We start from the raw sequence: 19,436 nt of genomic DNA, 5'->3' as shown, positions 1-19,436 counted from the left end.
GACAGCGGCTCGGGTGCGGACCACGGCCGCCCTGTCGGCAGCCGGAACCGCCGGTGCCTTCGTGGCCGATGCCCCGGGTCAGGTCTGCGGCACGTCCCCTTCCCCGGTGAGCGGCGACCCACCCCCGCCGAGCACCTTGCCGGGGTTGAGGATGCCGTGCGGGTCCAGCGCCGCCTTCACCGCGTGATGCATGCCCAGCACCGCGGAGCCCAGCTCCTTGTTCATGCCGCGCATCTTCAGCAGTCCCACCCCGTGCTCGCCCGTCACCGTGCCGCCGAGGGCGATCGCGTCGTCGAGGATGTCCTCGAAGGCCGACTGGGCGCGGGCGCGCTCGGCTTCGTCGCCGGGCGTCGTGATGATGAGTGGATGCAGGTTCCCGTCACCGGCATGGGCGATGTTGGCCACCAGAGTGTCGTGCCGGACCGCCGTCCGCTGGATCCGGGCCGGCATCTCCGGTATCGCGGTCCGCGGTACGCACACGTCCTCGGTCAGGACCGGACCGAGCCGTTCCAGCGCCGGATAGGCCAACCGGCGTGCCTGGAACAGCGCGTCGGCCTCCTGCTGGTCCGTGGAGACCGCGGCCCAGGTCGCCCCCGCCCGCTCGAAGCACTCCCGTACCAGCTCGGCCTCCGCATCGCCCTCGGCCCCCGGTGTGTCGACCCTGCCGAGCAGCACCACGTCCGCGTCGGCGGAGAGCCCCATCTTCTTCCAGGCGTCGACGGCGGCCGGGCAGTGACGGTCTACCAGTTCGAGCGCGGAGGGGATCACGCCCGACGCGGTCACGGCGCTCACCGCTTCACCGGCGGCGACCACCGAGGAGAAGTATCCGGCCACGGTCCGCTCCTGCGGCTGCGCCGGGCGCAGCCGCACCGTGATCTCCGTGATCACCCCCAGGGTGCCCTCGGCCCCGACCATCAGTCCGGCCAGGTCATACCCCGCCACGCCCTTCGCGGTCCGCCGGCCGAGCGGGACGACCTCGCCGAGCCCCGTTGACCACTTCGAGGCCCAGCACGTAGTCACGCGTCACGCCGTACTTGACGCAGCACATCCCCCCGGCGTTCGTCGCGACGTTCCCGCCGATCGTCGACCAGGGCGAGCTCGCCGGATCCGGCGGATACCAGAGCCCGTACTCCGCGCACGCCGCCCGCAGATCGTCGTTGACCACTCCCGGCTGGACGACGGCCAGCCGCTCCGCCGCGTCGATGCGGACGATGCGGTTCATGTCCTCGAAGGACAGGACGATCGCTCCGTCCACGGCGTTCGCACCTCCCGACAGGCCGGTGCCCGCGCCGCGCGGAACGAGCGGGATGCGGTGGGCCAGGCAGTGCCGGACCACATCCCGGACCTCTTCGGTGCTCTGCGGACGCACCACGGCCAGGGGCGTTCCGTACGGGGCCCACTCCGCCTCGTCGTGCTGATACCGGGCGAGGCCGGCCGGATCGGTGAGTACCCGTCGGGCCGGGATGTCGTCGACTGGTGCGTTCGCCACGTCCGTGGCCACCTCCCACTGCAAAGAGGTACTGACCATCATCATTGCGCGCGGAGTCCGGGAGCCGGCCGGAGCCCCCTGTTCCATTGCGAGGGAAAAACTGACCGAGGGATGTCCCGCGGCCAGCGACCCGCAATCGATCCAACCGGGCGATGATCATTAAACTGGCGCGAACGGGTGACGGATTTCGATAGGGTCGACCGTCCGACAGTCCCATACCCGGAGGATCCACGCACCGTGCCCGACAACGTCGCAGGCCCCGGCACCGATCGTGCCGCGCTGCGCGCCGACTGCGCGAACTGCTTCGGGCTGTGCTGCGTGGCACTGACCCTGACGCGGTCCGCGGACTTCGCGATCGACAAGGACGCCGGGAAGCCCTGCCGGAACCTCCAGGAGGACTTCCGCTGCGGCATCCACACCGAGCTGCGCACCCGGGGCTTTCCCGGCTGCACCGTGTACGACTGCTTCGGGGCGGGCCAGAAGGTCTCCGGCGAGACCTTCGACGGGCAGGACTGGCGCAGTGCCCCGCGGACCGCCCAGCAGATGTTCCAGGTGTTCCCGGTCATGCGGCAGCTCCATGAACTGCTCTGGTACCTCACGGAAGCGCTGTCCCTGGAACCGGCGCGGCCCCTCCACGACGAGATCCGGCGCACCCTCGACGAGACGGAACGCCTCACGCACCTCCCGGCGGACGCGTTCCGCGAACTGGACGTGGCCGGGCACCGCGACGTCGTGGCCGAGCTGCTGCTCCGCGCCGGCGCGCTGGTACGGGATACGGCACCGCGGAAGAAGAAGCGCGACCACAGGGGCGCCGACCTCATCGGAGCCAGGCTCAGGGGAGCCGATCTGCGGGGCGCCGACCTGCGCGGCGCGTATCTGATAGCAGCCGACCTCACCGGTGCCGATCTACGCCTGGCCGACCTGATCGGCGCCGACTTCCGGGACGCGGACCTGTCCGGGGCCGACCTCACATCGAGCCTCTTCCTCACCCAGGCACAGCTCAACGCGGCCAGGGGCGACGCGGCGACGAAGCTCCCGCCGTCCCTCGGCCGCCCCGCGCACTGGGACCGGTGAACCCGGGCCCGGAGGCGGCCGCCGACGGACGACCCGGTCCACGCCGCTAACGGCCGTGGACCGCCCATGCCGCAACCTGCCGAATCGGCCGGTGCGTCGGGGCACTGCGGACGTGTCCGGTTCGTTGCACAGTGTGGCGTACCCGGAACGCCGCAGACGACCGGACCGAGGAGTCCCGCACATGCCCAGCAGTACCGACCGCAGCCGCACCGAACCCAATGGCACGGACGGGAACCGCACCCGTCTGGTCGAGCGCCTGATGGAGCAGTTCCCGCACGTGCCCCGGGAAGCCGTCATCAAGGAGGACCTGCTGCGCGGCGGCCTGGCGTTCGACGAGTCCGCGCTCAGCGACAACGAGGGCGGCGACGTCAAGCCGAAGTCCTACTTCATCTTCTCCTTCGACCACGGCACCCTCCCCGAGCTCGGCGCGGCCGCCCTGCGCCGCCCGCCGGAGGAGATCGTCCTCACCGGCGGTCCGTACGACCTGCGCAGGACCGTCGTGTCCGTCCGGGTCAACCCGGCGTCCCCGTACCGCGTCGCGGCCGACGGCGACGGTGTGCTCGGGCTGTATCTCGACGGCCGACGGATTTCCGACGTGGGCCTCCCGCCCATGCCGGACTACTACCGGCACACCCTGGAGAACGGCAAGTCCGTGATGGAGGTGGCACCCACCATCCAGTGGGGATACCTCATCTATCTGACGGTCTTCCGTGTCTGCCAGTACTTCGGGGCGAAGGAGGAGTGCCAGTACTGCGACATCAACCACAACTGGCGCCAGCACAAGGCGGCGGGACGCCCGTACACCGGGGTGAAGCCGGTCGAGGAGGTCCTGGAGGCGCTCGCCATCATCGACAAGTACGACACGGCGAAGACCTCCACCGCCTACACCCTCACCGGCGGGGCCATCACCTCCCACATCGGCGGCCGCGACGAGGCCGATTTCTACGGCCAGTACGCCAAGGCCATCGAGGAGCGCTTCCCCGGCCGCTGGATCGGCAAGGTCGTCGCCCAGGCCCTGCCCAAGGCCGACGTGCAGCGGTTCCACGACTACGGCGTGCAGATCTACCACCCCAACTACGAGGTGTGGGACCGCCGGCTGTTCGAGCTCTACTGCCCCGGCAAGGAACGCTACGTCGGCCGTGACGAGTGGCACCGTCGCATCCTGGACTCCGCCGAGGTCTTCGGCCGCCGCAATGTCATCCCCAACTTCGTGGCGGGCGTGGAGATGGCCGAGCCCTTCGGCTTCACCACGGTGGACGAAGCCATCGCCTCCACCACCGAGGGGCTGCGGTTCTTCATGTCGCACGGCATCACCCCCCGGTTCACCACTTGGTGCCCGGAGCCCACCACCCCGCTCGGGAAGACCAACCCGGACGGGGCGCCGCTCGAATACCACATCCGCCTGCTGGACGCCTATCGCGCGACCATGGAGGAGTACGGTCTCAGCTCGCCCCCCGGCTACGGCCCGCCCGGACCCGGACGCGCGGTCTTCTCCGTCAGCTCGTTCATGGACAGTCTTCCGGCCCGTCCGGACGACGCCCTCTAGTTCAGGTCCGGCCGCCGGACCCGGCGGCCGCCAGTTCACGCACGATGCTCGCGAACCCCCGCACCAGGCTGCTGTCCGTGCCGTCGACCCAGGCGAGCACGGTCCGCAGGGGCTCGGCATCGGTCAGCGGCACCCAGGTGAGATCGGGCCGGGCGTAGTACCTGGCCATGCTCATCGGCGCGAAGCAGACGGCGGAACCCCCGCCACCTGCTCCAGCATCTCCTCGACGTCGTCGTTGGTCGGCCCCCACCTGGGACTCGATCCGTCCGGGCGGGGGTTGACCGCCCACCAGTCCACCCACTCGCGCGGCGCACGCTCGGTCCACATCAACGGTTCGTCGGCGACGTCGAGCACGGAGATCCCGTCGCGTCCCGCGAGCGCATGCCCGGACGGCATTCCCACGACGCGCGGCTCCGTATGCACCAGCTCCGAGCGGAGGCCGGTCAGGTCATTGGGCAACCCGACGAAAGCCACGTCGACCAGCCCTTCGCGCAGAGCCGCGGCCTCCTGCCCCCAGTCGTATCGCATGGGCGGCCGGTTCACCTTCCCCGGAGTCGGCGCCTACTCGGCGAGCAAGTTCGCCCTCGAAGGCCTGTCCGAGGCGCTCGCGGCCGAGGTCGCCCCGCACGGGATCAAGGTACTCATCGTCGAACCCGGAGCATTCCGGACCGGATTCGCCGGGGGAGGGGCGCTCCGGCAGACCGCCGCGATGCCGGCGTACGAGGCGACCGTCGGCCGCGTACGGACAGGCCTGCCCGACTCGGACGGAAGCAGGAGGGCGACCCCGACAAGGCCGCGGCGGCCATCCTCACCGCCCTCGCCGCCGAGGAGCCGCCCCTGCGACTGCCGCTCGGCAACGACGCGACCGACGCGATCCAGGCCCACCTCGAAGCGGCCCGTGCCGAGACACTCGCATGGGAGGAGGTCAGCCGGAGCACCGGCTTCGACGGCTGAGGAGCACGGCCGATGCCAACGTCCCGGGCCGGCCAGACGGTGACCGAGCGCCGGGGGCGGCGAGCGCCACCCGCCGTGCCCCGGCGCCGGCGAACCTCAGGCGCGCCACTCGGCGGTGCGCTCGGGGGACGCCTCGGCGAGTGCCTTGCGAATGGCCTCCACGTCGCCCTGATGACCGTAAACAGGCGTACCGGGCTGCTGACGCCAGGACTCGTCGAGTCCCCCCGCGTCCACGGTGTCAAAGCCCAGCTCGTCGATGAGATCGCGCACGACCTGCTTGGCCGCCGCGTCGTCACCGGCCACCGGAAGCGCCTGACGGCCGGGACTTCCCGCGGGGAGCCCGTTGGAGAGGATGTCCTGGGCGTACGTTCCGTTGAACGCCTTGATCACCGGGTGGCCGATCTGCTCCTCGGTCCACCGGCTCTCGGGCTTGCCGTCCTCGATCGCGGCGATGCGGCCGTCGCGCTGCTGCGGGTAGTAGTTGCCCGTGTCGATGACCGCGACCCCGTCCGCAGCACCGTCGATCAACCCGGCGGGCAGGTCGGGGACGGCCTTGAGCGGGACGGTGACGACAACGACCTGGGCCCCCTGAGCCGCCTGAGAGGCGAGGACCGCCGTGGCTCCGGTCTCGTCGGCGAGCGCGGCGAGCGTCTGCGGTCCACGCGAATTGGCGATGGACACCTCGTGGCCCAGTGCGGTGAGGCGCCGGGCGAGGTTTCCGCCGATGTTGCCCGCTCCGATGATGCCGATCTTCATGGATCCGACCTTCCGATGGCGACTGCGGTACGTGATGTGGTCTCGCGGGTTCATCAACTACCCGTTTCCGGGCTGTATTCCTGGCAATGGCAAAACGATTCGCCCGTTCATCCGAAGGATGGGAACGACCGACTGCGGGCACCTACAGGAAGACAACCGAAGCACTCATCCCATGTGAAGGCGGTGCCCATGCTCCATGGCGTCGACGTCAGTTCCCATCAGTCGTCCTTCGGCACGGACGGACTGGACTTCGTCTTCATCAAGGCCACCGAGGGCCGTTCGTACATCAATCCGCATCTCTCGGCGCAGGTGAAACGGGCGAGGGACGCGGAGTGCGTGGTCGGCTTCTACCACTTCCTCTGGCCGGGGAACATCACGGCCCAGGCCGAGTACTTCGTGAGCAAGGCCCCGGAGAAGGCGGGCGATCTGCTCGCCGTGGACTGGGAGGAGAACGGCGAAGGCACCCGGGCCGGCAACGCGGAGAAGGACCGGTTCATCCGTGAGGTCAAGCGCCTGCGGCCGCACCACAAGGTTCTGCTGTACTGCAACCAATACTTCTGGCTGAACCACGACACCACGTCGTACGCGGGTGACGGTCTCTGGATCGCCGACTACGTGACCGCCGGAAAGCCCAGGATCAAAGCCTCCTGGCGTATCCATCAGTACACCGACCACCCGCTCGACAAGGACGTCGCCGACTTCTCCTCCCGGACCGCCATGCGCAACTGGGCCCGGGGGTAGCTGCCGCGGGACCGTACGCGTCGGCGGGCGGCCCCGATCGGGAGGGGCGTGACCGGGCCGTAGCGGCGGGCAGAGCCTCCGACGACCCCGCTCATCAGCAGGTGCCGGCGCCGGTGCCGGCAGCCGAGGCGTGCGCCGATCAGCAGGTGAAAACCCATGACGGGTGCGCGCCTAAGATGGCCGGCGATGTGCGCGACCCCGCCCAGCCTCCTGGGACTCACGACATACCTGCTGTCCAAGACCGGCAAAGCGGCGCGGAGCCGGCTGGCGGCGCGACTTGCCGAGCGCGACATGCGGATCTGGCACCTGGCCGTGCTGTCGGCACTCATCGACTTCGGCCCCCATGCGCAACGGGAACTGGCATCCCGGCTCGGGATCGACCGGAGCGACATCGTCAAGATCGTGGACGATCTCGCGCTGGCCGGTCTCGTCGACCGGGCCCGGGACACCGGAGACCGCCGCCGGGTGACCGTCACACCCAACCCGGCCGGCCGTGCGGTGCTCGCAGAGCTCCAGGACGATGCGCTGAGCGTGCAGAAGACACTGCTCGCCCCCCTGACCGCGCGCGAACAAGCCCAGCTGGCAGCTCTGTTGAGGCGTGTCCACGCCCATGTCCATGACGGCCCCGAAGAGTCGATGTCAGGTCGCTGACCGATTCCCCGGGCTCGGTGCGGCACACTTCTCGGGTGACCACAGCCGCGGCTCAGCCGCCTCGCGACCGCGCACTCGGGCGCGGAATCACCACCCTCATTCCGCAGGCCGCCACGGCCACCCCGGCCGAACAGGCAGCGGCCGTGCTGACGGCGATGCAGAGCGTTCCGGTACGTGTGGGAGTCCTCCAGGCGGCCGTGGTGCTCCTGGAGGAGCGAGTGCGCGCGACGGAGGACGCGGCGGAACGCGCGGCCGCCGCGACGACGGTCGCCATGCTGCGCAGCGCGATCGGCCGGGCCGGCTGACGGGGCCGGGGTCGGGGTCGGGGCAGCCGACCAGTACAGGCCGGGTCGGGCCCGGGGAGCTGATCGGTGTGGACGGAGCCGGGCCCGGGGAGTTGATCAGTTCAGCTCGTCGAGGGCTTGGTCGCAGGCCTCGGGATGGTTCCGCCAGTACCGCCAACTACGCTCGTGGGACAGGACACTGGCGAGTGCCTCCGCCGGGCCGAGACGCCGAGGCCCGGCGATCTCGCGTACGACCACGACGGCCGCCTTCAGCCCGTCCCACCCGCCCTCGGCCAGAAACCCGAGTACGGCGGCAGGATCCTCCGCGGCTGCGGCGCGCGTGGATTCCACCAGTGGTTGCAGCCACCGGGCCCACTGCCGGTACTGGTCCGATACATCCGAGTCCGCCCTGTCCGGCCGCTCCGCCGTCTCCAGCAGCGGCGCCAGCGCCCGCGTGAGGCGTTCGCAGTAGCTCGTCGCGCTCTCCGTGACCCACGGGTGTTCGGTGGTGAAGTGCTCCCAATCGGTCACCCCCAACTCGTGGAGCCACCAGGCGCCGACGGGCCGCAGTCCCTCGGTCCCGCCGAGAACGAAGGCTTCCCGCACCAGTTCGTAACTCGGCAGGGTGCGTTCCGCGAGCAGCACGGCGTCGTACAGATCCTTGCCCTGCGGATACGCGTCGGTGATCAGCCACAGCAACTTCCAGGCGAGTGACAGCTCGGGCGACACCGCCTGCACCCGGCAACCCGGTCCGTCTCCCAGCGGCTGAAGCTCGGTGAGCACGGCGGGAGAGGGCAGGGTCTCGTTGAACACCACGTCGAGCTGTACGGTCCCGCCGGGCACTCCGTCCGCCGTCCACGGAAGCAGCATGCGCCGGCCCGGAACCCGGTCGTACGTCCAGATGTCCTCGGTCACCAGGCCCGCCGCGTCGATCCGTACCGAGCCATGGGCGGCGGCCGCAGCTGCCGCGTCCCGGGCGATCGCGTCGAAGAGACCCGTGGCACGAGGGTCGTCCATGCCCCAGTCCCGGGGCACGAAGAGGAAGTCCAGATCTCCCGGATCACGGGCGGCCTCCCCGAACCACGTGGCCATCAACACGCTCCCACGCAGCACCAGACGGTTACCCCACGGGCCGTCCGCTACGGACGCGAGCACCGTGTCCAGTACGGTACGCCGCGCCCGATGCCAGGCCTGCCCCACCTCTTCCCGGTCCTCGCCGAAGAGCGGCTCTCCGGACCGGTAGGCATTGGCGAACTGCTTCAGAGCGGGCTCGAAGATCAGTGGATGATTCATGCCGTCCGGTGCGGGCAGCAACGTGTCCGGAAAGTCTGATCTGCGCCGCGTCTCCTCGTCGAGGGGCGCATGCGGGACCTGCGAGGTCTCCGTCCACAACCTGCTCCAGGCGGTGGATCCGTCGGCGGAAGATGTCATGGTGAGGCTCCTGCGGGAGGGCGCGCTGCTTTTCGCGGGGCATGTGGTGGACACCGAGACATCGGGCACGCTCGATCATCTGACGCGAGCATAGGTGTCCGCGCCGGGTTCGAGAGCGGTGGGTCCGGGCCTGATGGGCAGGAGCCTCCGCAACGGCAAGCACCTGTCGTCCAACGATCCAGGGGCGTTCGTTCATTGGCATGGACCTGATAGTGATGCTGCGTTACAGTCCGTTGCGGCACACTCTGAGAGCGCTCTCAGATCTGAGCTCTCGGACGCCTGCTGTTCCTCCCCGCGATTTCGGAACAACAGAAGGGCCACTGTCTTGAGATGTATGAACGCGCTGCGAACGAGCCTGGCCGCCGCACTGGTCGTCGGAGCCTGGGCGACTGTGGGGCTTGCCTCCGGCCCGGCATCCGCCGCCACCGTGGACCCACCTCCCGCAACACCCCGCTCCACGGCCGGTGAGGCGCCGGCGTCCGCAGGACTGTTCGCCGCCATGCGGCGAGACCTCGGCCTGACGGAAAGCCAGGCCAGGGCGCGGCTGGCCGCGGAGAAGACGGCAACCGCTTTACAGGACAAGGCGCGACGGGCCGCCGGTTCCTCCTACGCCGGTTCCTGGTTCGATCCGGCCACCGGCAGGCTCGCCGTGGCGGTGACCGACGGCCGGAAGTCGGCCGCCGTACGCGCCTTGGGGGCATCCGCCCGGCAGGTGCGCCACAGCGTGCGGCAGCTCGACGCGGCCAAGGCCCGGATCGACGGACTCGCGGCACCGGCAGGTGTCAGCAGCTGGCACGTGGACCCGAAGGCCAACCGGGTCGTCATCGACGTTGTCGCTTCGGCGGCGTATGACAACGATGTCCGCACCTTCGTCGAACGGGCCCGCAAGGCCGGCCCCGTGCAGGTGAAGCAGACTCCCGAAGGGCCCAGAACCTTCGCTGCCGGAACCGTGGGCGGCGATCCCTACTACACGGGCAACGTCCGGTGTTCCATCGGCTTCTCCGTGCACGGTGGCTTCGTCACGGCAGGCCATTGCGGACAGACGGGCGCCGCGGTCAGCGGATGGGACCGTTCGGCCATCGGCAACTTCCAGGGGTCGTCCTTCCCCGGCGACGACTACGCCTGGGTGAGTGTCGGCAACGGCTGGTGGACCGTCCCCGTCGTACTCGGCTGGGGCACCGTCTCGGACCAGTTGGTGCGGGGCTCCGCAGAGGCACCCATCGGCGCCTCGGTATGTCGCTCCGGCTCCACGAGCCACTGGCACTGCGGCAACGTGCTGGCCACGAACGAGACGGTGAACTACAGCCAGGGCGCGGTTCACCAGATGACCAAGACGAGCGTCTGCGCCGAGCCGGGAGATTCGGGCGGCTCGTTCATCAGCGGGGACCAGGCCCAGGGAGTCACGTCCGGCGGCTGGGGCAACTGCACCAGCGGCGGGGAGACCTGGCACCAGCCGATCAACGAGATCCTGAACCGGTACGGGCTGACACTGCACACAGCCTGACGCCACGCCGGGCGGGCTCGACCCGGTCCGCCCGGATCCCACCGTGAGGGCCTGCCGCGCGGCACGGGCGTAGTCGCTCGGATGCGGCAGGCCCTTCACGCGGGACAACTGGCAGACCGGAACCCTTGAGGTCGTCGAGTTCCGCAGTGGGACCGGCCGACCTGAGGGCCGGGGTCCGGGCCGGCAGCGGTGGCTGCCGGGTCGGTTCACGGGCCGGCTTCGACGACCGGGTCTCCGAGCGGCCGGCGGTGGAGCCGATCGAGCCGTTCGCCTTTCCGGTCGGCGCGGACGGCGTGCTTCGGCCGGCGCCGCGGCCCAAAGGGCTGTCCCGGGGCCAGCACCTTTCTCCTCGGTGAAGAAGCCGCTTCGCCGGACGGAAAATCTGGCGACCCGAGGGGACTGCTCGACTACGGTCGCTGGGGGAGGTGAACGCGTGTCCTGGCCATCTGTGATCATTCTCGTCCCTGCGAAGCGACGCCCGTCGTTTGAGGGGCGCATCCGTTCCCTTGAGCTCGTGCCGGATCCCGTGACGGGTGACGAAAGGCTGTACCGGCACGGGTACTCGTACTGCATCGACCTCTCGGGTGGGATCCTGGCGGACTACGAGCCGGAGGAGATCGAGCAGGTGACGACCCGGATCGGGGAACCGTACGCGGTCTACGTGTCGTGCCAGTCCATGGACGCGGCCCGGGCCTTCCTCCGCGACGTCCTGCCCGGTGTCGACGGCCTTGTCGACACCAATCACCACGAGATCCTGCAGGCGAGCGAGTTCCTCACGCTGGTGGACCGTTACCCCGGATGGGACTGGCGCCGCCAAGCAAGTACGGACCTCCAGTAGATCGGATCGCATCCATGTCATGGCAGAGTCCTGAAGAATCGCGTGCGTCTGTCCTCACCGCCACGACGACCGATTGGATGGCGGAGGACCAACGCATGGCTCGTGGGCGGCGCTCCTACGAGTGCGGCTCTCCTCCCGCGCGGCAGGTCATTTCCCCACCACCACTGTCCGAGGCGGAGATCTGCGAAGCGGAGGCGGAGCTGGGCATCGTGTTCCCGGACCAGTACCGGGAGTACTTGCTCCGGCAGAGCGCCGGCGGTGTGGTGAACCGGTTGTGCCAATCCGCGGCGGGCTGGGGCTGGCATGGGGACTCAAGCGCCAACTACCACTTGCTCACCACTGACTTCCCGCATCCCGACTCCTACCGTGCGTACGAGGATGAGCTGGACGCACGTGAGCCGCAGGCGCCGGACTTTCCGGATCACGACGCCTACCAGGCGGCGTGGAAGCAGTGGGACGCCGAGTACGGGGTGTTCCAGGAGCGCAGGACTGCCGGCGCTGTATTTATCCAGGACAACGGCTGTGGCTTCTCGACCCTGCTCGTTGTCACCGGTCCGCACCGGGGCTCTCTGTGGTTCGACGGCCGGGCCACCTGCGACCAGATCCTTCCTTTGAACCTGGATGGTTACCCCGTGTCGTTCACGGACTGGCTCGCTCGCAACTCCATGGATCTGGTCGGCTGGTGATCGCGACCGGGCCGGCGCCGGTTGGAGCCGGTCCGGCAGCCCGCTCGCAATACAACCACCTTGACCACCGATGAGAACTTGGTCGGGCTCATCGCGGGTCCGGTCGTCAGCGGGGGTCGTTCAACCAGTCACCAGGGACCAGATCGCGAATTCTGTTGATGCCCTCTGCCGTACGGCCGCGCGCCAGGACGGCCATTCCGCCGTCGTCACGCACCAGGACGTCATCCTCGAGGAACCAGCGGATTCCGGGTTCTGCCTCGCCCACAGGATAGGCAGGGAAAGGCAGCCGAGTGCAGACCCGCTCCAGCGTCTCAATGCCCTGATCGTCGAAGACGTCCAGGAAATCACAGTACTCGTCGTCCGCCTGCAAGAACTCCGAGAGAACGATATCGATAAAGGCCAAGGAGAGCCGCTCAAGCCAACCCTCCCAATGTTCGGCGGCCTTGTCGGCCAGATCGGCCCTGATGAATACAGCGGGATCTTCTTCGCCCAGCGCTTCCAGGAGAATCCCCCAGGAGGCGGCACCCTGGTTCTCGTGCCGGAAGACCAGGGCTTCCTCTGAATCGTCCACATGGAGTTCGGACGGACTCAGCAGGACGTCATGATTTCTGGTGAGATCCCGACGGCGGCCGAACAGCAGGTAGCCGTCACGAAGCGTCCGAGGCAGCTGGACTCCCAGCCTTTTCTCCGCTGCCACGAGGTCGGCCTCGGTCCAGCCGTCGTCATCGCCGAGCGGCTCCGCCCAGTTCGCGACGAACCCTTGGATGAACTGCCAAGCGCCACTGCGGCTCCCAGTGCCGACGGCGAGGGATTGAACCATGTCGAACTCATGCGTCATACGAGGACGATATCGGCCAGGCCGAGCGCACCGTACGTGCTGAGCCCACACCCCGAAAACCGTGCGAGGCCGGCGTCGATGCTGTCGGATGATGGGTGGATGACCCGACCCAGGATCCGTGTTGCCGCATACGTGATCCGGCATCGTGCCGTACCCGAATTATTGGTTTTCGACCATGTCGGAACTCCGGCCGCCGGAACTCAGGTGCCCGCAGGAGGAGTGGCATCCGACGAGGAGTTGGATCAGGCCGTCCTGCGGGAAGTCGCTGAAGAAACCGGGCTGTCGGACGTCGCGGTGGTCCGGCAGATCGCCGTGGAGGACAAGCCTCACCCCGATACGCGACTACCGCGCAGGACCACCTTCTTCCACCTCCGGGCACCGGCCGATACCCCTGACTCGTGGGAGCACAGGGTCGGTGGGGATGACGACGACGCCGATCTCACCTTCGCCTGCTCTTTCGTGCCCCTCCCCCTGAAGTACCCGTTGGCGGACGAACAGGACGTCTGGCTGGGGCGCATCGATCCTCTCTGGAACACGTTGATGTCTTCCGACGGCCGTGGTGCGGACATTCCGCGTAGTCGGCCGAGCGCACCCTGACCGACTTCGGCGTGCTGGTCGGTAGTGGAGGGGGTGAGGTGTGGCGTTGCCGTCGAACGAGAATCAGGGCCAGTGTGCAGGAGGGCTCAGGGAGGACTCGGGGATCGCTCCGGGGAGTACCTGATGTCAGGGCGCGTGGTCGCCTGACAGCCTGCTGGACATGACTTCAACAGGCTTGACTCGAAGGACCGTTGTAGGCGCTGCCTTGTCGGGAACGGCAGCGCTGCTCGCCACCGCGGCGCTGCCCCTACCCCGCGCCGATGCCTCGTCCGATTCGCTCCCGCCGCTGGACCTCACCGCCCTGCAGGCCGCTATCGACGACCTGGAGCACCCGCCGTCGACCGCGGCCCAGTTGCGGGTCGGCGGCGCGGCCGGACACTGGTACGGCACCTCGGGTATGGCGGATGTCGGGACGCGGCGGCCGGTGAGGGCAGGGGACAAGGTCCGGATCGGCAGCATCACCAAGGTCTTTGTCGCCACGGTGCTGCTGCAACTGGTGGGGGAGGGCCGGGTCGAGCTGGACGCGCCGGTTGCGCGCCTTCTGCCGGGGTGGCTGCCGGCCGGCTTCTCGGGCGTCACCGTGGCCCATCTGCTGAACCACACCAGCGGTCTGCCCGACCACGTCGGCATCCCCGAGCCGGAGACCGCGGAAGAAGTGTTCCGTCACCGCTTCGACCACTGGACGCCGCGGGAGTGGGTGGCGACGGCGACGCACGGGCCGCTGAAGTTCACCCCGGGCACTCGACAGGAGTACCGCGGGATCAACTACTCACTGGCCGCACTGATCATCGACAACGTGACCGGCCGTCCCTACCGGGAGGCGGTCGAGGCCCGCATCCTCCGCCCGCTCGGTCTGGAGCACATCGTCGTGCCCGGCGAAGACCCTCGCATCCACGGTCCCCACGTGCACGGCTACCTGACGATGGCCGACGGCCGCCTGCGGGACATCACGACGTACGACCAGTCGTCCGCCCGGGGCGAAGGCGACATGATCTCCACCACGGGCGACATCGACCGCCTGCTCGTCGCGCTGTTCTCCGGCGAACTGCTTCCTCCGGATCTGCTCCGGCTGATGTTCACCCTGCCGCCGGCCGATGTGCGGATGCTCGACGGGTCTCCCGCCCGCTACAGCTCGGGGTTGCAACAGGCCACCGTCAACGGCACCACGCTCTGGGGCAAGACCGGGGAGACGTACGGGTACAAGAACGCCGCCTTCTCCACTCGTGACCAGCGGCGCCGCTTCGTACTCGCTCACCAGCCGACGACCCCACGCAACGGCGAGGAGACCCAGATGGTCGCCAGGGTCGCCGACCTGCTCACCCGTAACTCCTGACTCGTGGCTCATGGCCTGTGACCCGTGGCCCCAGCACCGGCGCCCGGGACGTGGCCCAGCACTCGCCGATTTCTCCCCGTCTGTATGGTCAGTTGCTCAGGGGACGTCAGCACGCGGCAACGGTCCGCGAGGCTGCTGGTCCGGCGCACCGGTGTGATGCGCCGGAGCACATGGGGAGCTGAGATGAGCGTGGGATCCGTACTTCGTCAGGCGAATGCCGAGGGCATGAGAGCCATTCCCGCCGGGGAGATCATTCTGCGTGACGAAGGCACTCGGACGGACTGGAAGGTGGAGGTCGGTGCCTTCCGACTGGCGCCGTATCCTGTGACCCGCGAGCTGTACCTCGCGGTTCGGGGCGAGGTGCCCGCGAGTTCGGCCGGTCCGCGTACGCCGGTGACCGAGATCTCGTGGAACGACGCTGTCCGGTTCTGCAACCTGCTCTCGCAGGAGGCGGGGCTCCGGCCCTGCTACTCGACGGGCGACGGCCCCGACGGGCTGGACGCGGTCTGCGACTGGCGGGCCGACGGCTATCGACTCCCGTCCGAGGCGGAGTGGGAGTACGCATGCCGAGCCGGAACCTCCGGCGTTCGCTACGGGGACCTGGACGAGATCGCCTGGCACCACGGGAACTCCGGCGGCGAGGTGCACGACGTCGCGACCAGGACGCCGAACGCCTGGGGCCTCCACGACATGATCGGCAACGTGTGGGAGTGGTGCTGGGACCTCTATGATCCCGAGGTCTACGGCCCGTACCGCGTATTCCGTGGCGGGGGCGGATTCGACCGGCCCCGAAGCTGCCGGGCGTCGTGCCGCCGCAAGAGCCATCCGACCTTCCGCATCGACGACCTGGGGTTCCGGCTCGCGCGAACGGTGTGAGCCGGTGAGGAGAGAAGGCCGTTTCCGGAAGCGTTGCGGACCCCGGCACACCATCGCAGTCGAAGAACAGCCGGGCTTACGGCGTTGGCGTCGCATCGAGGTCGCGGTCTAGGAGCGTGGATGGCTCCTAGTCTTCTGAGTCAGGAATTCTGTTCAGATGTGTAGGCTTGCCTTATGGCACGGACGGGGCGGCCGAAGGCTGAGTTGACGTTGTCGGACGAGGAGCGGGCTGCTCTCGAGGGGTGGGTGCGGCGCCGTTCGACACCGCAGGCGTGGGCCCTGCGGTGTCGGATTGTCCTGGCCTGCGCCCAGGGTGCCTCGAACAAGGACGTGGCCGCTCAACTCGGGTCCACACCTCATGCGGTGGGCCGCTGGCGGTCCCGGTTCGTGCAGTATCGAATTGCCGGGCTGGGTGACATGCCGCGTCCGGGTGGCCCGCCGACAGTGACGGACGAGCAGGTGGCGGCGCTGGTCGCCAGAACCCTGGAGTCCACGCCGAAGAATGCAACCCACTGGTCGACGCGTTCGATGGCGAAGGAACTGGGCCTGTCGCAGTCGACCGTGTCGCGGATCTGGCGGGCGTTCGGCCTCCAGCCGCACCGCTCGGAGACGTCTCTGCTGTCGACGGATCCGTACTTCATCGACAAGGTCCACGACGTCGTCGGCCTCTACCTGGACCCGCCTGAGAGAGCTCTGGTGTTCTGCGTCGACGAGAAGTCGCAGATCCAGGCCCTGGACCGCTCTCAGCCGGTGCTGCCGATGATGCCCGGCGTTCCGCAGCGGACCACCCACGACTACGTACGCGCCGGCACCACCACCCTGTTCGCCGCCCTGGAGGTCGCCACCGGCAAGGTGATCGGTTCCCTGCACCGCCGCCACCGCGCCGAGGAGTTCAAGAAGTTCCTCATCAAGCTCGACAAGGAAGTCCCGGCCGGCCTCGAGGTCCACCTGGTGCTTGACAACTACGCCACCCACAAGACCCCGGCCATCAAGACCTGGCTACTGGCACACCCACGGTTCCACCTGCACTTCACACCCACCGGATCGTCCTGGCTCAACCTGGTGGAGCGATGGTTTGCCGAGCTGACGAACAAGCAGATAACACGAGGCGTCCACAGATCCGTCCAGGCCCTGGAGAAGGACATCCGGACCTGGATCGCCGCATGGAACACCGACCCCAGGCCCTACGTCGGGACCAAGACCGCAGACGAGATCCTCGAACGCCTCGCCAGTTATCTGAACAGAATTCCTGACTCAGAAGACCAGGGATCCGGCCAATGGCTTCGGGTCAGGTCCGCTTGCGGCTCGCGATCTCGTCAGAGAGCTGCTGCACGTGGGCGGGGTCCGCGTCCCGGGCAAGGGCGACGTAGTGGTCCATGACGGCCGGCCGGTAGCGCACGGGCAATGTCTGTCCTGGGGCGAGTCGGGTGAGCTCGGTGATCGTGAGGTCTTCGTCTGCGATACCGCGGAACGAGATGCCGTCGGCGGTCTCCACGTCGAACATCAGGACCACGCGTGGATTGCCGTTGACCTCCCGCCAGTCGACGAGAACGCCGAGCGCAAGCGCCCCCGTACGCAGTTCCGCATTGCGCTTCCGTGCATCACTGCTCAGGAGCGGGTTCGGGGCGACGCCCGGGAAGTCGGGCCCGACGCCGAGCGATTCCCGACTCAGGTCGGGCCTGAGCTGCGCCATCAGATCGTTGAGCTTCTTCTTCGAACCGAACATCCTGACCCCTCCCTCACACCGGTGCCGGAATCTCGGCCTGGCGCTTCGCCTTCACTGCGATTGTACGTCGCGGCCATTCCCGACCTCCGTCGCATCGCCCCGTCCCGATGGGGTCGCCGTCTGCGGTCGCGGATGGGCTCGGTCGGTGCACCTGTCTGTCGGACGAGCCACGTCCGCACGCCGACAGGAGGACCAAGCCGTGATCGATATTGACCCCAACAGTAGCGGGCTTCCGGGGATCGCGCAGTTGCGCGACATCGTGGGCGCGGTGATGACCGTCGGCCTGTTCCTGAGCGTGCTCGCGCTCATCATCTCGGCGATCGTCTGGGGTTTCGGAGCCAACAGCAGCAACCCTCATCTCGCGTCCCGTGGCAAGACCGGGGTGCTGGTCTCGTGCGGTGCCGCGATCCTGTGCGGAGCGGCGGTCACGCTGATCAACTTCTTCTGGACCGTCGGCCAGGCCGTGAACTAGACCGCGGCCTCCGCGCCCTCGCCCTCTGCGGCCGGCACCACTGAGGTGAGCGCGATGGCGCCGCCCACGAAGCCGGGGACGAGCGCGGGCCGGTCCGCCATGCCGTACGGGATGTAGCCGGCCAGTACCGGCACGAGGAAGGCGAACAAGGCGGTGCCGGCCGCCACGGTGTGACGCGCAGCGCGTGCGCCCCTTGCCCCCTGTCCCCGGCCCCCCGCCCCTTGGTCCCGCCCCGGCACCGGTCGCCATGGCAGCGGGCCTCTGTAGGGTGCGTCGCGTGAGTGACATGTATGAGCTGGCGGTATCGGTCGATCTGCGGGACGAGCTCTCCGAGCCGGAGCTGGCCGAACTGCGCTGGCACCTGGGAATCGGGCCGCAGCCGGAGAGCCTGTCGATCGTGACCGAGTTCCCGATCGTGGTGGAGGACGAGGCGGGCGAACCGGTGGTCGAGGACGAACCTCGTCCACTGCTGGCCGGCAGTGGTGCCGCCTGGCGGGTCGGTGGTGTGCTCGGGTCGGCACTGGTGGGCCGCGCGGACCTGCCGCGGAAGGGGTGGTCGCTGACCTCCCGGCAGGAAATCCACCCCGACGAATTCGAAAAGGTCGGCGAGCTGCTCCGCTGGCTTGCTGCGCGCGTGCAGGACACCCACCGGCAGGTGGACGACGTCGTTTCGATCGGCCACTTGAGGTTCCACGAATCCTTGATACCGGAAGTGATCGGGTTCGCGGACGGGCAGATCGTGTGGCCGGCCCAGTGGTCTGCTCCGTAAATCGCGTAGCCGTCCGCCACTGATCCGGCATAGCTTCTGCCCCATGGCTGACGAGTGCTTCATCCATCCCCGGCTCGCCGCGATCTACGACGCGCTCGAACCCGATCGGGGCGATCTGGACGCCTACGTCCGTCTCGCCGAGCAGATCGGGGCTCGCCAGGTCCTGGACATCGGCTGCGGTACAGGAGTGTTCGCCCTTCTGCTGGCCGACCGCGGCATCGAGGTCGTGGGTGTCGATCCGGCCACCGCGGCCATCGATGTGGCCCGGGGCAAGCCGGGCAGTGAACGGGTGCGCTGGATCTCCGGTGATGTGACAGCACTTCCGCCGCTGCAGGTCGACCTCGCGACCATGACGGCCAATGTCGCCCAGGCCATCGTCGACCCACGGGAGTGGCGGACGACCCTGCGGAGGGCGTACGAAGCACTGCGGCCCGGCGGAACCCTTGTGTTCGAGACACGGGATCCGGCCAGGCGTGCCTGGGAGGAGTGGAATCGCGAGGCCTCGTACGGCGTGACCGAGATGCCGGGAGTCGGTGGGGTCGAGAGCTGGGTCCAACTGCTCGAAGTGCGCGGGCCGCTGGTGACCTTCCGCTGGACCTATGTGTTCGCCGCGGACGGGCAGGTACTGACATCGGATTCGACGTTGCGATTCCGCGAGCGGCGGGAGGTCGAGACGGAGTTGGCTGCACAGGGCTTCGTGGTGCAGGACGTCCGCGACGCCCCAGACCGCCCGGGGCGCGAGTTCGTCTTTCTCGCCCGGCGCCCCGGGGGCGAAGGCTGACCGCCTGCGTACTGCGCGGGAGATCGCGGCGCTCGAAACACAACTCGGATTCCCGCTCCATCCGCAGCTGAGGGCACTTCTGAAGCGGCA

Annotated in this window: 22 protein-coding genes and 2 pseudogenes; 16 read left to right on the top strand and 8 right to left on the bottom strand. The window is 68.7% G+C overall.

Annotated elements, in window-relative coordinates:
* Window positions 1–78 precede the first annotated feature (78 nt).
* Window positions 79–1,489, bottom strand: a pseudogene (locus OG842_RS02190) (FAD-binding oxidoreductase).
* Between the two features lie 237 nt (window positions 1,490–1,726).
* Between OG842_RS02190 and OG842_RS02185 the strand changes: the two are divergent.
* Window positions 1,727–2,563, top strand: coding sequence for a pentapeptide repeat-containing protein (locus OG842_RS02185; protein ID WP_266726914.1), 837 nt, complete (start codon window positions 1,727–1,729; stop codon window positions 2,561–2,563).
* A 181-nt stretch (window positions 2,564–2,744) separates the two neighbouring features.
* Window positions 2,745–4,109 (top strand): radical SAM protein, encoded by a 1,365-nt coding sequence (locus OG842_RS02180; RefSeq protein WP_266726913.1) that lies wholly within the window; start codon window positions 2,745–2,747, stop codon window positions 4,107–4,109.
* Window position 4,110: 1 nt separating this feature from the next.
* Here OG842_RS02180 and OG842_RS02175 read toward each other — a convergent pair whose 3' ends face one another.
* Window positions 4,111–4,284 carry a hypothetical protein gene (locus OG842_RS02175; RefSeq protein WP_266726911.1) on the bottom strand — a complete coding sequence of 58 codons (174 nt, stop codon included), beginning with the start codon at window positions 4,282–4,284 and terminating at the stop codon, window positions 4,111–4,113.
* Window positions 4,281–4,637, bottom strand: coding sequence for a LysR substrate-binding domain-containing protein (locus tag OG842_RS02170; protein ID WP_266726909.1), 357 nt, complete (start codon window positions 4,635–4,637; stop codon window positions 4,281–4,283). The genes OG842_RS02175 and OG842_RS02170 overlap by 4 nt, the downstream gene beginning before the upstream one ends.
* Between OG842_RS02170 and OG842_RS02165 the strand changes: the two genes are divergently transcribed.
* The gene (locus OG842_RS02165) at window positions 4,636–5,106 is read left to right on the top strand and encodes an SDR family NAD(P)-dependent oxidoreductase (RefSeq protein WP_266726907.1); all 471 of its coding nucleotides are present in this window, start codon (window positions 4,636–4,638) and stop codon (window positions 5,104–5,106) included. The genes OG842_RS02170 and OG842_RS02165 overlap by 2 nt on opposite strands.
* Window positions 5,107–5,159: 53 nt before the next feature.
* Here the strand turns inward: OG842_RS02165 and OG842_RS02160 are convergent, their stop codons facing one another.
* Complete coding sequence (locus OG842_RS02160) at window positions 5,160–5,873, bottom strand: NADPH-dependent F420 reductase (RefSeq protein WP_266726906.1); 714 nt, start codon at window positions 5,871–5,873, stop codon at window positions 5,160–5,162.
* Between the two features lie 135 nt (window positions 5,874–6,008).
* Here OG842_RS02160 and OG842_RS02155 point away from each other — a divergent pair, with 135 nt between their 5' ends.
* The 3 genes from OG842_RS02155 (at window position 6,009) to OG842_RS02145 (ending at window position 7,516) form a co-directional block, all read left to right on the top strand.
* A complete protein-coding gene (locus OG842_RS02155) occupies window positions 6,009–6,560 on the top strand; it encodes a glycoside hydrolase family 25 protein (protein WP_266726904.1) in 552 nt (183 codons plus the stop codon).
* Window positions 6,561–6,746: 186 nt separating this feature from the next.
* A complete protein-coding gene (locus OG842_RS02150; RefSeq protein WP_266726902.1) occupies window positions 6,747–7,211 on the top strand; it encodes a MarR family winged helix-turn-helix transcriptional regulator in 465 nt (154 codons plus the stop codon).
* A gap of 35 nt (window positions 7,212–7,246) precedes the next feature.
* A complete protein-coding gene (locus OG842_RS02145; RefSeq protein WP_266726901.1) occupies window positions 7,247–7,516 on the top strand; it encodes a hypothetical protein in 270 nt (89 codons plus the stop codon).
* A 96-nt stretch (window positions 7,517–7,612) separates the two neighbouring features.
* Here the strand turns inward: OG842_RS02145 and OG842_RS02140 are convergent, their stop codons facing one another.
* A complete protein-coding gene (locus OG842_RS02140; RefSeq protein WP_266726899.1) occupies window positions 7,613–8,926 on the bottom strand; it encodes a nucleotidyl transferase AbiEii/AbiGii toxin family protein in 1,314 nt (437 codons plus the stop codon).
* Between the two features lie 334 nt (window positions 8,927–9,260).
* Here OG842_RS02140 and OG842_RS02135 point away from each other — a divergent pair, with 334 nt between their 5' ends.
* The 3 genes from OG842_RS02135 (at window position 9,261) to OG842_RS02125 (ending at window position 11,954) form a co-directional block, all read left to right on the top strand.
* A complete protein-coding gene (locus tag OG842_RS02135; protein WP_266726897.1) occupies window positions 9,261–10,430 on the top strand; it encodes a S1 family peptidase in 1,170 nt (389 codons plus the stop codon).
* A gap of 514 nt (window positions 10,431–10,944) precedes the next feature.
* A complete protein-coding gene (locus OG842_RS02130; RefSeq protein WP_266726895.1) occupies window positions 10,945–11,268 on the top strand; it encodes a hypothetical protein in 324 nt (107 codons plus the stop codon).
* Between the two features lie 95 nt (window positions 11,269–11,363).
* Window positions 11,364–11,954: an SMI1/KNR4 family protein gene (locus tag OG842_RS02125; RefSeq protein WP_266726893.1), complete on the top strand. Its 591-nt coding sequence runs from the start codon at window positions 11,364–11,366 to the stop codon at window positions 11,952–11,954.
* Between the two features lie 106 nt (window positions 11,955–12,060).
* On the opposite strand, the gene OG842_RS02120 is transcribed toward OG842_RS02125, so the two are convergent.
* Window positions 12,061–12,792 carry an SMI1/KNR4 family protein gene (locus OG842_RS02120; protein ID WP_266726891.1) on the bottom strand — a complete coding sequence of 244 codons (732 nt, stop codon included), beginning with the start codon at window positions 12,790–12,792 and terminating at the stop codon, window positions 12,061–12,063.
* Between the two features lie 99 nt (window positions 12,793–12,891).
* Between OG842_RS02120 and OG842_RS02115 the strand changes: the two genes are divergently transcribed.
* The 4 genes and pseudogenes from OG842_RS02115 to OG842_RS02100 all read left to right on the top strand — a co-directional run.
* Entirely contained in the window at window positions 12,892–13,389 is a 498-nt protein-coding gene (locus OG842_RS02115) for an NUDIX hydrolase (RefSeq protein WP_266726889.1), read from the top strand.
* A gap of 160 nt (window positions 13,390–13,549) precedes the next feature.
* Window positions 13,550–14,722: a serine hydrolase domain-containing protein gene (locus OG842_RS02110; protein ID WP_266726887.1), complete on the top strand. Its 1,173-nt coding sequence runs from the start codon at window positions 13,550–13,552 to the stop codon at window positions 14,720–14,722.
* A gap of 225 nt (window positions 14,723–14,947) precedes the next feature.
* A complete protein-coding gene (locus tag OG842_RS02105; protein ID WP_266726885.1) occupies window positions 14,948–15,598 on the top strand; it encodes a formylglycine-generating enzyme family protein in 651 nt (216 codons plus the stop codon).
* A gap of 174 nt (window positions 15,599–15,772) precedes the next feature.
* Window positions 15,773–16,843 (top strand): annotated as a pseudogene (locus OG842_RS02100) (IS630 family transposase); the annotation flags it as partial.
* Between the two features lie 43 nt (window positions 16,844–16,886).
* Here OG842_RS02100 and OG842_RS02095 read toward each other — a convergent pair.
* Complete coding sequence (locus tag OG842_RS02095) at window positions 16,887–17,324, bottom strand: hypothetical protein (RefSeq protein ID WP_266726883.1); 438 nt, start codon at window positions 17,322–17,324, stop codon at window positions 16,887–16,889.
* Window positions 17,325–17,523: 199 nt separating this feature from the next.
* Between OG842_RS02095 and OG842_RS02090 the strand changes: the two genes are divergently transcribed.
* The gene (locus tag OG842_RS02090; protein ID WP_266726881.1) at window positions 17,524–17,796 is read left to right on the top strand and encodes a DUF6112 family protein; all 273 of its coding nucleotides are present in this window, start codon (window positions 17,524–17,526) and stop codon (window positions 17,794–17,796) included.
* Here OG842_RS02090 and OG842_RS02085 read toward each other — a convergent pair.
* Entirely contained in the window at window positions 17,793–17,963 is a 171-nt protein-coding gene (locus OG842_RS02085; RefSeq protein ID WP_266733850.1) for a hypothetical protein, read from the bottom strand. The two genes, OG842_RS02090 and OG842_RS02085, sit on opposite strands and share 4 nt — an antisense overlap.
* Window positions 17,964–18,082: 119 nt before the next feature.
* On the opposite strand from OG842_RS02085, the gene OG842_RS02080 reads away from it, so the two are divergent.
* Entirely contained in the window at window positions 18,083–18,565 is a 483-nt protein-coding gene (locus OG842_RS02080) for a hypothetical protein (protein WP_266733386.1), read from the top strand.
* Between the two features lie 43 nt (window positions 18,566–18,608).
* Window positions 18,609–19,346: a class I SAM-dependent methyltransferase gene (locus tag OG842_RS02075; protein WP_266726880.1), complete on the top strand. Its 738-nt coding sequence runs from the start codon at window positions 18,609–18,611 to the stop codon at window positions 19,344–19,346.
* The last annotated feature ends 90 nt before the right edge of the window (window positions 19,347–19,436 follow it).

This window comes from Streptomyces sp. NBC_00376 (assembly GCF_036077095.1).
Classification (GTDB): domain Bacteria; phylum Actinomycetota; class Actinomycetes; order Streptomycetales; family Streptomycetaceae; genus Streptomyces.
This window is presented reverse-complemented; position numbering and strand designations above follow the sequence as displayed.